The sequence below is a fragment of the Phytobacter sp. V91 genome (assembly GCF_965644225.1).
Lineage (GTDB): Bacteria > Pseudomonadota > Gammaproteobacteria > Enterobacterales > Enterobacteriaceae > CBFFRJ01.
In genome coordinates, this window is the sequence record NZ_CBFFRJ010000049.1 from 20,788 (window position 1) to 34,488 (window position 13,701).

At 55.5% G+C, this 13,701-nt stretch carries 13 protein-coding genes; 10 read left to right on the forward strand and 3 right to left on the reverse strand.

The features are described 5' to 3' along the window. Nucleotides 1–170 precede the first annotated feature (170 nt). Nucleotides 171–377 (reverse strand): YbfA family protein, encoded by a 207-nt coding sequence (locus tag ACSZO4_RS12140; protein WP_437889228.1) that lies wholly within the window; start codon nt 375–377, stop codon nt 171–173. A 338-nt stretch (nt 378–715) separates the two neighbouring features. Between ACSZO4_RS12140 and kdpF the strand changes: the two genes are divergently transcribed. From kdpF to kdpE, 6 genes are read left to right on the forward strand one after another with little or no spacing between them, the layout of a single operon-like run. Continuing rightward, nucleotides 716–805: a K(+)-transporting ATPase subunit F gene (kdpF, locus tag ACSZO4_RS12145; RefSeq protein WP_437889229.1), complete on the forward strand. Its 90-nt coding sequence runs from the start codon at nt 716–718 to the stop codon at nt 803–805. After that, complete coding sequence (gene kdpA / locus ACSZO4_RS12150; protein WP_437889230.1) at nt 805–2,484, forward strand: potassium-transporting ATPase subunit KdpA; 1,680 nt, start codon at nt 805–807, stop codon at nt 2,482–2,484. Before kdpF ends, kdpA begins: the two co-directional genes overlap by 1 nt. 18 nt (nt 2,485–2,502) lie before the next feature. Continuing rightward, nucleotides 2,503–4,551, forward strand: coding sequence for a potassium-transporting ATPase subunit KdpB (gene kdpB / locus ACSZO4_RS12155; protein ID WP_437889231.1), 2,049 nt, complete (start codon nt 2,503–2,505; stop codon nt 4,549–4,551). Between the two features lie 12 nt (nt 4,552–4,563). Then, complete coding sequence (gene kdpC, locus ACSZO4_RS12160) at nt 4,564–5,139, forward strand: potassium-transporting ATPase subunit KdpC (protein ID WP_437889232.1); 576 nt, start codon at nt 4,564–4,566, stop codon at nt 5,137–5,139. A 3-nt stretch (nt 5,140–5,142) separates the two neighbouring features. After that, a complete protein-coding gene (gene kdpD / locus ACSZO4_RS12165) occupies nt 5,143–7,830 on the forward strand; it encodes a two-component system sensor histidine kinase KdpD (RefSeq protein ID WP_437889233.1) in 2,688 nt (895 codons plus the stop codon). Further along, nucleotides 7,827–8,504, forward strand: a complete 678-nt coding sequence (kdpE, locus tag ACSZO4_RS12170; protein ID WP_437889234.1) for a two-component system response regulator KdpE — start codon at nt 7,827–7,829, stop codon at nt 8,502–8,504. The genes kdpD and kdpE overlap by 4 nt, the downstream gene beginning before the upstream one ends. Before the next feature lie 65 nt (nt 8,505–8,569). Here the strand turns inward: kdpE and pgm are convergent, their stop codons facing one another. Together pgm and seqA are read right to left on the reverse strand one after the other, a co-directional pair. After that, the gene (gene pgm / locus ACSZO4_RS12175) at nt 8,570–10,210 is read right to left on the reverse strand and encodes a phosphoglucomutase (alpha-D-glucose-1,6-bisphosphate-dependent) (RefSeq protein ID WP_437889235.1); all 1,641 of its coding nucleotides are present in this window, start codon (nt 10,208–10,210) and stop codon (nt 8,570–8,572) included. A gap of 24 nt (nt 10,211–10,234) precedes the next feature. After that, complete coding sequence (gene seqA / locus ACSZO4_RS12180) at nt 10,235–10,786, reverse strand: replication initiation negative regulator SeqA (RefSeq protein WP_437889236.1); 552 nt, start codon at nt 10,784–10,786, stop codon at nt 10,235–10,237. Between the two features lie 181 nt (nt 10,787–10,967). Here seqA and ybfF point away from each other — a divergent pair, with 181 nt between their 5' ends. From ybfF to fur, 4 genes are all read left to right on the forward strand, one after another. Continuing rightward, nucleotides 10,968–11,738, forward strand: coding sequence for an esterase (ybfF, locus tag ACSZO4_RS12185; RefSeq protein ID WP_437889237.1), 771 nt, complete (start codon nt 10,968–10,970; stop codon nt 11,736–11,738). Between the two features lie 135 nt (nt 11,739–11,873). Further along, complete coding sequence (gene ybfE / locus ACSZO4_RS12190; RefSeq protein ID WP_437889238.1) at nt 11,874–12,182, forward strand: LexA regulated protein; 309 nt, start codon at nt 11,874–11,876, stop codon at nt 12,180–12,182. A gap of 134 nt (nt 12,183–12,316) precedes the next feature. Continuing rightward, the gene (gene fldA, locus ACSZO4_RS12195) at nt 12,317–12,847 is read left to right on the forward strand and encodes a flavodoxin FldA (RefSeq protein WP_437889239.1); all 531 of its coding nucleotides are present in this window, start codon (nt 12,317–12,319) and stop codon (nt 12,845–12,847) included. A 288-nt stretch (nt 12,848–13,135) separates the two neighbouring features. Then, entirely contained in the window at nt 13,136–13,588 is a 453-nt protein-coding gene (gene fur, locus ACSZO4_RS12200) for a ferric iron uptake transcriptional regulator (protein WP_437889240.1), read from the forward strand. Nucleotides 13,589–13,701: the final 113 nt, after the last annotated feature.

Here is a 13,701-nt window from a genome sequence, read left to right on the forward strand (position 1 = left end):
TATAATGTTAAAGGTCGGTTACAGGTGCAAGCAGAGGTTTTTCTTCCGTCGACAGTTACGCTAAGTCTGGCGGGGTCGATGAAGGGAAGCGGAGGGGAAGGCGCTGGTTAAGATGAAAAAAAACCACCGCCGCGTACGGAGGTGGTTTACATAGTTTGCTGTGTGATTAATTAATAAAAATCGCAGGTCGCTTTTTCGGCCTGATCCATCCACACCGGTTTGTCGCTGGTTTTCGCCCAGACACGGTGCAGATAGCTGTAAAAACGTGAACGGTCTTTCCAGAACAGCATCACCGGTAATGCCAGAACACCCGCCAGAACAGCGAGAGTACGACGCATTAATACGATGTGAACTGGAAACGCTTTATAGATAGCCATAATTCTCTCCCCTTTTCGTTGGCCGGTAATCTTCACCGGAAAATTGTTTGCCCCGAAACAAGGTTGTTTGCGAGGACACACTGGAATCTGGTCAAAATAGTACCGCTTTGCTCGTAAGTTTACTACTCATCCGACCACTAAATTTTGTCCATTTAAGCTTTATTTACATTCGCAGCGTAATTTAGTTACAGAAAAGTTAAATCAATACTAACCATTAGTTAAATTATGGTTTATCGGTTTTTATACTTTTTTTACACCCCCTGCGCTGATTTTTGCGAAATCTTTGCACGCAAAATCCTAACCTCACGGCAATCAATGAAAACACCTGGAGGTGGATTGTGAGTGCAGGCGTGATAACCGGTATCGTGCTGGTTTTCCTGTTGTTGGGCTATCTGGTTTATGCCCTGTTAAATGCGGAGGCCTTCTGATGACGGCCCAGGCGTTTTTACTGACAGCCAGCTTCCTGCTGGTGCTGTTTATTCTTGCCCGCCCGCTTGGCAGCGTGCTGGCAAAAATGATCGCCGGAACCCCTTTCCCTCTGGTAAGGGGAATAGAATCCGGGATTTGGCGCATGCTGGGGATCGATACCCGGGAGATGAGCTGGCGCCAGTACTTACTGGCTATTCTGTGGCTCAACCTGTTCGGCATCATCTTGTTGTTCGCAATGTTGATGTTGCAGGACGTGTTGCCGCTCAACCCGCAAAAGCTGCCGGGGCTCTCCTGGCACCTGGCGCTGAACACCGCCGTGAGCTTTGTCACCAACACCAACTGGCAGTCCTACGCGGGTGAAAGCACCATGAGCTATTTCAGCCAGATGGTCGGCCTGACGGTGCAAAACTTCCTTTCCGCCGCCACCGGCATCGCAGTTATTTTCGCCCTGACTCGCGCCTTTGCTCGCCATAGCCTTAACACGCTGGGCAACGCCTGGGTCGATATCACGCGGATTACGTTGTGGGTCTTACTGCCGCTGTCGCTGGTCCTCGCGCTGGTATTTATTCAGCAGGGCGCGCTGCAAAACCTGCTTCCTTATCAGCCTGTTACCTCGCTGGAAGGCGTTTCGCAGATGCTGCCGATGGGGCCGGTCGCCTCGCAGGAAGCCATCAAAATGCTGGGGACCAACGGCGGCGGTTTCTTTAATGCCAACTCGGCGCATCCGTTCGAGAACCCCACCGCCCTGACTAACTTCCTGCAGATGCTGGCGATTTTTTTGATCCCGGCCGCGCTCTGTTTTGCCTTTGGCGATGCCGTCAGCGATCGTCGCCAGGGACACGCCATTTTGTGGGCAATGTCGGTCATCTTCGTCATCTGCGCGGCTGCCGTAATGTGGGCGGAATGGCAGGGTAACCCGCATTTCCTCACCCTCGGCGGCGATAGCGCCATCAATATGGAAGGCAAAGAGAGCCGTTTTGGCGTTCTGGTCAGCAGCCTGTTTGCGGTAGTGACTACTGCGGCGTCCTGCGGCGCGGTGATTGCCATGCACGACTCCTTTACCGCGCTCGGCGGCATGATCCCAATGTGGCTGATGCAGATAGGTGAAGTGGTGTTTGGCGGCGTGGGTTCCGGTCTCTACGGCATGCTGCTGTTTGTGCTGCTGGCGGTGTTTATTGCCGGGCTGATGATTGGTCGCACCCCGGAATATCTTGGTAAAAAAATCGACGTGCGTGAAATGAAAATGACCGCGCTGGCGATCCTTGTCACGCCGGCCCTGGTCCTGCTCGGCACCGCCCTTGCGATGATGACCGAGGCCGGGCGCAGCGGTATTTTCAACCCCGGTATTCATGGCTTTAGCGAAGTGCTCTATGCCGTCTCCTCTGCGGCGAACAATAACGGCAGCGCCTTTGCAGGCCTGAGCGCTAACTCTCCTTTCTGGAACTGTCTGCTGGCCGTGTGCATGTTCGTGGGTCGCTTTGGCGTCATTGTGCCAGTCATGGCGATTGCCGGATCGCTGGTGGCGAAAAAGATCCAGCCTGCAAGCTCAGGAACATTGCCGACCCACGGCGCACTGTTTATCGGTCTGCTGATCGGCACCGTCCTGCTGGTGGGCGCCCTGACCTTTATTCCCGCCCTCGCCCTTGGCCCGGTGGCGGAATATCTCTCTTTACGCTGATTGTGTGGAGCATAAGTGATGAGTCGTAAACCCATGGCCCTGCTCGAACCGACCCTGGTGCGTCAGGCGCTGATAGATTCAATAACCAAATTAAGTCCCCATACCCAGTGGCGTAACCCGGTGATGTTTATCGTCTGGCTGGAAAGTCTGCTAACCACCATGCTGGCCCTCGCCATGGCAACCGGGCATCTTGCGGGTAGCGCCGGGTTCACCGGAGCCATCAGCCTGTGGCTGTGGTTTACCGTGCTGTTCGCCAATTTTGCGGAGGCGCTGGCAGAAGGTCGTAGTAAAGCGCAGGCCAACAGTCTGAAAGGGGTCAAGAAAACGGCATTTGCCCGTAAATTACGCGCCCCGCAGCATGATGCGCAGATTGATCATGTTCCGGCATCCGAGCTGCGTAAAGGTGATGTGGTGCTGGTTGAGGCCGGTGACATTATCCCCTGCGACGGCGAAGTGATTGAAGGGGGCGCATCGGTGGACGAAAGCGCGATCACCGGGGAATCCGCCCCGGTCATTCGTGAATCCGGGGGGGACTTCGCCTCCGTCACCGGCGGCACGCGTATTCTGTCCGACTGGCTGGTGATTCAGTGCAGCGTCAACCCTGGAGAAACCTTCCTCGACAGCATGATTGCCATGGTCGAGGGCGCCCAGCGGCGTAAAACCCCGAACGAAATCGCGCTGACCATTTTGCTGGTCGCCCTGACGCTGGTCTTCCTGCTGGCAACCGCGACCCTCTGGCCCTTCTCGGTGTATGGCGGAACAGCGGTCAGCGTAGCCGTGCTGGTCGCCCTGCTGGTCTGCCTGATCCCCACCACCATTGGCGGTTTGCTCTCTGCCATTGGTGTCGCCGGGATGAGCCGGATGCTGGGGGCAAACGTGATTGCCACCAGCGGACGAGCCGTGGAAGCGGCAGGCGATGTGGACGTGCTGCTGCTGGATAAAACCGGCACCATCACCCTCGGCAACCGCCAGGCCTCCGAGTTTCTGCCTGCCAGCGGCGTGGATGAGAAAACCCTGGCGGATGCCGCCCAGCTCTCCTCACTGGCGGATGAAACCCCGGAAGGGCGCAGCATCGTGATCCTGGCCAAGCAGCGCTTCAACCTGCGCGAGCGGGACGTGCAAAGTTTGCAGGCAACCTTTGTGCCCTTCACTGCGCAAACCCGGATGAGCGGGATTAACGTCGGTGACCGCATGATCCGCAAAGGCTCGGTGGATGCCATTCGTCGCCATATTGCCGCCAATAACGGTCAGTTCCCTGCCGAAGTCGATACGCTGGTTGAACGCGTCGCCCGTCAGGGAGCGACACCGCTGGTGGTCGCGGAAGGGGCGCGGGTGCTGGGGGTTATCTCCCTTAAGGATGTGGTGAAAGGCGGGATCAAAGAACGTTTCGCCCAGCTGCGCAAAATGGGCATCAAAACGGTGATGATCACCGGGGACAACCGCCTGACTGCGGCGGCGATTGCCGCGGAAGCGGGCGTGGATGACTTTCTGGCTGAAGCCACGCCGGAAGCCAAACTGGCGCTGATTCGCCAGTATCAGGCGGAAGGGCGACTGGTGGCGATGACCGGGGATGGTACCAATGATGCCCCTGCGCTGGCCCAGGCCGATGTGGCGGTAGCGATGAACTCCGGCACCCAGGCCGCCAAAGAGGCGGGCAACATGGTGGATCTGGATTCCAACCCCACCAAGCTGATTGAGGTGGTACATATTGGCAAACAGATGCTGATGACCCGCGGCTCACTGACCACCTTCAGTATTGCCAACGACGTGGCGAAGTACTTTGCCATTATTCCGGCGGCCTTCGCTGCAACTTATCCGCAGCTTAATGCGCTGAACGTGATGCACCTGCACTCCCCGGCCTCAGCGATTTTAAGCGCGGTGGTCTTCAATGCGCTGATCATCGTCTTTTTGATCCCCCTGGCCCTGAAAGGGGTGAGCTATAAGCCGCTGAGCGCCCCGGCGATGTTGCGCCGCAATCTGTGGATTTACGGACTGGGCGGACTGGTTGTGCCCTTTATCGGGATCAAACTTATCGACCTGCTGCTGACCCTGTTAGAACTTGTGTAAGAGGAATAAAAAATGTCTTTGATTCGCCCGGCTTTTCTACTCTTATTACTGATGACACTCATCACCGGTGGCCTCTACCCGTTGGTCACCACCGCCCTGGGTCAATGGTGGTTTAAGGCCCAGGCTAATGGCTCGTTGATCGAGGATAGCGGGCTGGTGCGCGGCTCTCGCCTGATTGGGCAGAACTTTACCGCGCCAGGCTATTTCCATGGAAGACCGTCAGCCACGGCGGATACGCCCTATAATCCGCAGGCCTCCGGCGGCAGTAACCTGGCCGCGAGTAATCCGGAGCTGGATAAGCAGGTCAGCGCCCGGGTGACAGAACTGCGTGCGCAAAACCCGCAGGCAGAGGCGGTGGTCCCGGTGGAGTTGATAACCACCTCGGCAAGTGGGCTGGACAATAACCTGACGCCGCCAGCCGCTGCCTGGCAGATCCCCAGAGTGGCCCAGGCGCGTGGGCTGAGCCGTGATGCAGTGGCGAAACTGGTGGTGGAACATACGGAAAAACCGCTGGTGGATTTTATCGGTCAGCCAGTGGTAAATATTGTCGAGCTGAATCTGGCGCTGGACGCACTTAAGGATAACTAAGCAATGACAGACGAGCCCTTGCGCCCGGACCCCGACAGGTTACTGGAACATACGGCAACCACTCACCGTGGGAAGCTGAAGATCTTTTTTGGCGCCTGTGCCGGTGTGGGAAAAACCTTTGCTATGTTGCAGGAAGCCCAGCGGCAGCGGGCGCAGGGGCTGGATGTGCTTATCGGCGTGGTAGAAACACACGGCCGTAAAGAGACCGCCGCCCTGCTGAGCGGTCTGGCGATACTGCCGCCAAAACGCCTTGCCCACCGAGGGCGACTGATTCAGGCGTTCGATCTCGACGCCGCCCTCGCCCGGCGTCCGGCCTTGATTCTGATGGACGAACTGGCGCACAGCAACGCGCCTGGAACCCGCCATCCGAAACGCTGGCAGGATGTGGAAGAGTTGCTGGAAGCAGGCATTGACGTGCTGACCACGGTAAATGTTCAGCATCTGGAAAGCCTCAACGATGTGGTCAGCGGCGTCACCGGTATCCAGGTGCGTGAGACGGTTCCGGATCCCTTTTTTGATGCCGCAGATGAAATCGTGCTGGTGGATCTCCCTCCCGGCGATTTACGCCAGCGCCTGCATGAAGGCAAGGTCTATATCGGCGGCCAGGCTGAGCGCGCCATCGAACATTTCTTTCGCAAAGGCAATCTTATCGCCCTGCGCGAACTGGCGCTGCGCCGCACTGCCGATCGGGTGGACGATCAGATGCGCGCCTGGCGCGATCGCCTTGGCGATGAAAAAGTCTGGCATACCCGTGACGCCATTCTGCTCTGCGTCGGGCACGGTAAGGGCAATGAAAAGCTTATTCGAACCGCCGCACGACTGGCAACCAGGCTCGGCAGCGTCTGGCATGCGGTCTATGTGGAAACGCCCGCCCTGCACAAACTGCCTGAGCAGCAGCGACGGGCGATCCTCGCCGCCCTGCATCTGGCTCAGGAGCTGGGAGCGGAAACCGCGACCCTTTCCGATACCGCGGAAGATAACGCCATTGTGCGCTACGCCCGGGAGCATAATCTCGGCAAAATTCTGATTGGCAGACCAACCCGACGCAACTGGTTCAGCCGGGAGTCGCTTGCTGACCGTCTGGCGCGGCGGGCGGCGGATCTTGACCTGCTGATTATTGCTCCGGACGATACGCCGGTGACCCTGCCTTCGCGACCAGCCGACAGCCGTTCGTTTATGGAGCGCTGGCGGGTGCAGCTAAAAGGCTGCCTGGTGGCTCTCGCCCTGTGTGCCGCCATTACACTGATTGCAATGCAATGGCTGATGGCTTTCGATGCCGCCAACCTGGTGATGGTCTATTTGCTGGGTGTGGTGGTGGTCGCCCTGCTGTATGGTCGCTGGCCGTCGGCCTTTGCTACGGTCATCAACGTGGTCAGTTTTGACCTCTTTTTTATTGCTCCGCGTGGCACGCTGGCGGTCTCTGATGTGCAGTATCTGCTGACCTTCGGCGTGATGCTTACCGTCGGTCTGGTTATCGGCAATCTCACGGCTGGCGTACGCTATCAGGCGCGTGTAGCCCGCTATCGCGAGCAGCGCACCCGTCATCTGTATGAGATGTCGAAAGCGCTGGCATCCGGTCGTAGCGATGGCGACATTGCCAGCACCAGCGAAGCCTTTATTCGCTCAACCTTCAACGCCCGCAGCCAGGTCTTATTGCCGGATGACGCAGGCAAACTGGTGGCTGTCACCCAGGGGCAAAACACCACGCCATGGGATGACGCCATCGCCCGCTGGAGCTTTGACAAAGGCCAGCCCGCTGGAGCGGGTACCGATACCCTGCCCGGCGTGCCTTACCAGATTTTGCCGCTGAAAAGCGCGCAGAAAACCCATGGGCTGGTGATTGTCGAACCGGCGAATTTGCGCCTGCTGATGGTGCCGGAACAGCAGCGATTACTGGAAACCTTCACCCTGCTGGTCGCCAGCGCGCTGGAGCGCCAGGCGCTAATCAGCAGCGAAGAGCAAGCCCGTTTCGCCAGTGAGCGCGAGAGCATCCGTAACTCACTGCTTGCCGCCCTCTCCCACGATTTACGCACCCCGCTCACCGTATTGTTCGGTCAGGCCGAAATTCTGACCCTGGATCTCGCCAGCGAAGGCTCAAAACATGCCCTCCAGGCCAGCGAAATCCGCCAGCATGTGCTTAATACCACCCGTCTGGTCAACAACTTGCTCGATATGGCGCGTATCCAGTCCGGGGGCTTTAATTTAAAGAAAGAATGGCTCACCCTCGAAGAAGTGGTCGGCAGCGCATTGCGGATGCTGGAGCCTGGTTCAGGCGGTCGGCATATTGCGCTAAACCTGCCGGATCCATTAATGCTGGTCCATGTGGATGGCCCCTTGTTTGAACGGGTGCTGATCAACCTGCTGGAGAATGCGCTGAAATATGCAGGCTCCCGGGCCGGGATTGGCATTCGCGCGCTGACGGAAGTCTCCCGCTTGACCCTTGAGGTCTGGGACAACGGACCCGGTATTCCCGCCGGGCAGGAGCAGGCGATTTTTGCCAAGTTTGCCCGCGGCAATAAAGAGTCATCCATTCCGGGCGTAGGGCTGGGGCTGGCAATTTGTAAGGCGATTGTTGAGGTCCATGGCGGCACCATCAGTGCGACTAACCGCCCGGAAGGCGGTGCCTGTTTTCGTGTTACACTGCCGCTGGATGCCCCACCACAACTGGATGACCTCCCCGAGGATCTGTGATTAACGTTGTTATTGTCGAAGATGAACAAGCCATTCGCCGCTTTCTGCGCACCGCGCTGGAAGCTGAAGGGCTGCGGGTGTATGAGGCCGACACCTTACAACGCGGGCTGATTGAAACGGCGACCCGCAAACCTGATCTGGTGATCCTCGATTTGGGTTTGCCGGACGGCGACGGGATCGATTTTATTCGCGACTTGCGTCAGTGGAGCCAGATCCCGGTGATTGTGCTGTCTGCCCGAACCGAGGAGAGCGATAAGATTGCCGCCCTTGATGCCGGTGCTGACGATTATCTCAGTAAACCCTTTGGCATCGGTGAACTGCAGGCGCGCCTGCGTGTGGCATTGCGCCGCCATGCCGGAGCGCAGCAGAGCTCGCCGCGGGTGACCTTTGGCAGTATTGAACTTGATCTTGCCAGCCGCAGAATTGTTAAAGATGGCGAAGAGCTGCATCTCACCCCTATCGAGTTTCGTCTGCTCGCCGTGTTAGTTAATAATCATGGGAAAGTGCTCACCCAGCGCCAGCTATTAAGCCAGGTGTGGGGGCCGAATGCGGTTGAACATAGTCATTATTTGCGCATTTATATGGGGCATCTTCGCCAGAAGCTGGAAGCGGATCCTGCGCGTCCACGCCATTTACTCACCGAAACCGGTATTGGCTACCGCTTTATGCTGTAAGGACCGACGTAAAAAAGCCCGGTCGCGAAAACGCTAACCGGGCCTGGGAACAACGCCTTAATGCATCAGGCGTTTTTCAGGACTTCACTGACAATCTCTACCGCTTCTTTCTCAATCAGCTTACGGTGTTCTTCACCGAGGAAGCTTTCGCAGTAAATCTTATAAGCGTCTTCCGTACCCGACGGACGGGCAGCAAACCAGCCGTTTTCCGTCATCACTTTCAGGCCGCCGATAGAAGCGCCGTTACCCGGAGCTGCGGTCAGACGCGCGGTAATAGGGTCGCCGGCAAGCTGACTTGCGCTGACCATTTCCGGAGAAAGCTTAGACAGCGCCGCTTTCTGCGCTGAGGTTGCGCTGGCGCCCAGACGGTTGTAGCTCGGCGCGCCAAAGCGGGCAGCCAGTTCGTCATAGTGCTGCTGCGGATTTTTACCGGTTACGGCCGTGATTTCTGCCGCCAGCAGGCACATGATGATGCCGTCTTTATCCGTTGACCACGGCGTGCCATCAAAGCGCAGGAAGGAAGCCCCGGCACTTTCTTCGCCGCCGAAGCCAAAGCTACCGTCAAACAGGCCATCAACAAACCATTTAAAACCAACCGGTACTTCCACCAGCTTACGACCGAGATCGTTGACCACGCGGTCAATCATCGCGGAAGAGACCAGGGTTTTACCGACCACAACCTCTTTACCCCACTGCGGACGATGCTGGAAGAGGTAGTCAATCGCCACCGCCAGATAATGGTTCGGATTCATCAGCCCGGCCGGAGTGACAATACCGTGGCGGTCGTAGTCCGGGTCATTGGCAAAGGCTAAATCGAACTTGTCGCGCAGCGCCAGCAAACCGGCCATCGCACACTCAGAGGAGCAGTCCATGCGGATCACGCCGTCTTTGTCGAGGTGCATAAAGCGGAAAGTCTGATCAACCTGGTCGTTCACGATGGTCAGGTCGAGCTTGTAGAATTCGGCGATGCGTTTCCAGTACTCAATACCGGAACCGCCCAGCGGATCGACACCCAGTTTCAGGCCTGCTTTCTGGATAGCCGCCATATCGACGATATCAGCCAGCCCTTCGATAAACGGCTGCACCAGATCCTGTTCTTTCACATGACCCGAAGCCAGCGCCGCGTCCAGGGGGATACGTTTGACCCCTTTCAGCCCTTCGGCCAACAGCGCGTTGGCACGGTCTTCCACCACTTTGGTGACGTTGGTGTCAGCCGGGCCGCCGTTTGGCGGGTTATATTTAATGCCCCCGTCTTCCGGCGGGTTGTGCGAAGGCGTAATAACAATCCCATCCGCCAGCGCGCCGCCTTTCTTGTTATGCACCAGAATGGCATTGGAGACCGCAGGCGTCGGGGTATAACCGTTGTTTTCCTGCACAATCAGATCAACGCCGTTTGCAGCGAGAACTTCCAGTACAGAAATAAAGGCAGGTTCAGACAAGGCGTGGGTATCTTTACCCACATAGCACGGCCCGGTGATACCGTTTTTGGCGCGCTCTTCGGCGATAGCCTGAGCAATCGCCAGAATATGCTGTTCGTTAAAGCTATGACGCCCCGCGCTACCGCGGTGGCCTGACGTACCAAACTTTACTGCATGCTCAGCGTTACCGACTTCCGGTTTCAGCACGTAGTACTGGGCGGTAAGTTGGGCGACGTTGATCAAATCGCTCTGTTGCGCAGGGTGCCCCGCACGTTCGTGGTTAGCCATTGCCTGGTCCTTTATATGCAAGGATTAAATTGTGCCGCAAACCTTTTCAATCAATTCCACCGGGAACTGCATTGACTGCATGATGTGCTCCACCATGCTGCATTTACGACCCGTATTGGTGTTAGTGATGACCCAGTATGGTGTCTCTGGCACCTGTTTTGGCTTTGTCTGATTGCCGTTTTGCAACAAGGTCTGCTCATCAGAGGCAAAGTATACGCGGGTACGCCCATGCAAAGATTCAGTGGATTCTGCAAAAGCGTTGTTGTCCAGAGAATAGAGAGTAGAGAGCACCAGCAGGAAGCGGTTCACCGCTTTTTTCTGCTCGGCGTACTCATCAGACAGCAGTAACTCGCGCACGGCACGCACTTTATCTTTTGCCGTATTAGCCGGTTTGACCTCTTCAGTCTTCGGCGCAACAGGGGTTTCTTTTACAACAGCAGGAAGCGTGCTTGCAGGCTGAGAAGTGGCGGAGAATTTCAACATGCGCCGTAAAATGTCGGATGCGCTCTCACCAATATGCTTCGTGTGGCTGGCAATATAACTGTAGAGTTCGTCATCAACTTCAATTGTTTTCATTTTAATCCAGTGCAGTGTCTTATCTGAATACAAGTCATTGAGATTATAAAGTCAAATCTCAACAGCGGATAGCGCTAAACCTGAGTGCTACGAAGTTAGATCCTGTCTGAACCTTGCAGCCGTGCGGTAGAATGTTCAACATAATACTCTAATCCGTAAGAGCGAAAAAAAGAACTTTGCCATGAAATTGAATACCCGAGCGCAATCTGCACAACAATCGAACAACAATTCTCCCATCGTGCTGGTCCATGGTCTGTTTGGTAGCCTGGATAACCTTGGCATCCTCGCCCGCGAGCTGGTCGCTGACCACGATATTCTTCAGGTTGATATGCGTAACCACGGGCTTTCAGCACGTTCGCCCGAGATGAATTATCCGGCCATGGCGCAGGATCTGCTGGACACGCTGGATGCGCACTCTATTGAACGCGCCACCTTTATCGGCCACTCGATGGGGGGAAAAGCGGTGATGGCCTTAACCGCGCTTGCTCCACAGCGTATGGCCGGTTTAGTCGCTATCGATATCGCGCCGGTCGATTATGCGGTGCGTCGCCACGATGAAATATTTGCGGCGATCAATGCCGTCACCGCAGCGCAGGCCGCAACCCGTCAGCAGGCGGCGGCGGTGATGCGTAACGTGATTGATGAAGAAGGCGTCATTCAGTTTTTATTGAAATCTTTCGTTGACGGTCAGTGGCGCTTTAATGTCCCGGTACTCTGGGAGCAGTATCCTCACATTGTCGGATGGGAAGAGGTTCCGGCTTGGGAGCACCCGGCCCTGTTTATTCCTGGCGGCAATTCACCTTATGTGACGGAACAGTACCGACAGCCGCTGCTTAAACAGTTCCCGCAGGCGAAAGCCCATGTGATTGCGGGTGCCGGGCATTGGGTACATGCAGAAAAACCCGAGGCGGTTTTGCGCGCCATCCGTCGTTATCTTGCTGATAACGCATAACTGATTAAAAACCCGGCGACCGGTTGCCAGAACGCGCCCGGGCATTGGCGTCCCCGCAAGCCTGATGTATGATGGCGCGCTAATCAGCCCGGGCAACGACCCGATTGCTTGTATTTCCCGTAGTATCCTTAAATCATGGCTAAAGAACAAACGGACCGCACGACACTAGATCTGTTCGCGAATGAGCGTCGCCCGGGACGTCCCAAGACCAATCCGCTCTCTCGCGACGAGCAATTGCGCATCAATAAACGCAATCAGTTAAAACGCGATAAATTTCGTGGGCTTAAGCGTGTCGAATTAAAAATTAATGCTGAGGCCGTTGATGCATTAAACGCCCTGGCGGACGCCCGTCAAATGAGCCGCAGCGAACTCATCGAAGAGATGTTGCTGGAGCAGCTTAAGACGCTGAACAGCATAGATTCCTCTGAATCAAAGCCTGAATAACGCTTTCATGTTGCACAGAGTGCAGTCTGGCGCGATTGCAGTTTCCGCGTGCTTCTCTGATCTGCTATGATTGCCCTTATCCGTGGGCTAATCGCCACCACCATATCATTAAGTTTCAAGAGGTTATTTTACTCATGGCAATCACTGGCATTTTCTTCGGTAGCGACACCGGCAATACCGAAAATATCGCAAAAATGATTCAGGCTCAGCTTGGTAAAGATGTTGCAGATGTCCATGACATCGCTAAAAGCAGCAAAGAAGATCTGGAAGGTTACGATATTCTGCTGCTTGGCATCCCGACCTGGTATTACGGTGAAGCCCAGTGTGACTGGGATGACTTTTTCCCAACGCTGGAAGACATTGATTTTAACGGCAAGCTGGTCGCCCTGTTCGGCTGTGGAGATCAGGAAGATTACGCCGAGTACTTCTGTGATGCGCTGGGTACCATTCGCGACATCATCGAGCCACGCGGGGCGGTGATTGTGGGTCACTGGCCAACTGAAGGTTATCACTTCGAAGCATCCAAAGGCCTGGCAGATGATGACCATTTCGTTGGCCTGGCGATTGACGAAGACCGTCAGCCGGAACTGACAGCAGCGCGTGTTGACAAATGGGTAAAACAGATTTCTGAAGAGTTAAACCTCAACGATATCATCAATGCCTGATGATATTCGGTGCGATCTGCGGGTTGCGCTTTATTGATAGGTTAAACCAATGGAAATAATCGCTACATTTTTTTAACTTTTGCCGCCAGCACTGTACAATATGGCCTGGTTAAGATGGGTATCGCGCATGACTTTGCTGGCGATACCACGTTTTATACGCTTACTTTACTTGGGGGCTTGAAGTTTTCATTTAGGCATGGCAGTTCTATAATGAGACGCATTTCCCAGTGCATTCCTTAGTAGCTTCCCGATGGGAAGCGAATTGTTTAGCAACAGGACAGATTCCGCATGACTGACAACAATACCGCATTAAAGAAGGCCGGCCTGAAAGTCACGCTTCCTCGGTTAAAAATCCTGGAAGTTCTTCAGGAGCCGGAGAATCATCATGTCAGTGCGGAAGATTTATATAAGCGCCTGATTGATATGGGCGAAGAGATCGGGCTGGCAACGGTTTACCGTGTACTGAACCAGTTTGATGATGCCGGGATCGTCACCCGTCATAATTTTGAAGGCGGTAAATCTGTCTTCGAACTGACTCAGCAACATCATCATGATCACTTGATTTGCCTTGATTGCGGCAAAGTGATCGAATTTAGTGATGACTCCATTGAAGCTCGCCAGCGTGAAATCGCGTCTAAACACGGTATCCGTCTGACGAACCACAGTCTTTATCTCTACGGTCACTGCGCTGAAGGCGACTGCCGCAGCGATGAAAACGCCCACGAGATTGCTGTTAAATAATCTTCCGTACCGCAAAAAGCCAACCTACGGGTTGGCTTCAGACTGCTGACAAAGTCCTGGCCGTGAGGCCGGGACTTTGATCTAATTAAGTCAGTGCAATTAACGGACTGACT

Bases quoted from the DNA above. Each gene is read 5' to 3' on its own strand.
- ACSZO4_RS12140 (WP_437889228.1), bottom strand. From the start codon at position 377: ATGGCTATCTATAAAGCGTTTCCAGTTCACATCGTATTAATGCGTCGT.
- kdpA (WP_437889230.1), top strand. From the start codon at position 805: ATGACGGCCCAGGCGTTTTTACTGACAGCCAGCTTCCTGCTGGTGCTG.
- kdpB (WP_437889231.1), top strand. From the start codon at position 2,503: ATGAGTCGTAAACCCATGGCCCTGCTCGAACCGACCCTGGTGCGTCAG.
- kdpC (WP_437889232.1), top strand. From the start codon at position 4,564: ATGTCTTTGATTCGCCCGGCTTTTCTACTCTTATTACTGATGACACTC.
- kdpD (WP_437889233.1), top strand. From the start codon at position 5,143: ATGACAGACGAGCCCTTGCGCCCGGACCCCGACAGGTTACTGGAACAT.
- pgm (WP_437889235.1), bottom strand. From the start codon at position 10,210: ATGGCTAACCACGAACGTGCGGGGCACCCTGCGCAACAGAGCGATTTG.
- seqA (WP_437889236.1), bottom strand. From the start codon at position 10,786: ATGAAAACAATTGAAGTTGATGACGAACTCTACAGTTATATTGCCAGC.
- ybfF (WP_437889237.1), top strand. From the start codon at position 10,968: ATGAAATTGAATACCCGAGCGCAATCTGCACAACAATCGAACAACAAT.
- ybfE (WP_437889238.1), top strand. From the start codon at position 11,874: ATGGCTAAAGAACAAACGGACCGCACGACACTAGATCTGTTCGCGAAT.
- fldA (WP_437889239.1), top strand. From the start codon at position 12,317: ATGGCAATCACTGGCATTTTCTTCGGTAGCGACACCGGCAATACCGAA.
- fur (WP_437889240.1), top strand. From the start codon at position 13,136: ATGACTGACAACAATACCGCATTAAAGAAGGCCGGCCTGAAAGTCACG.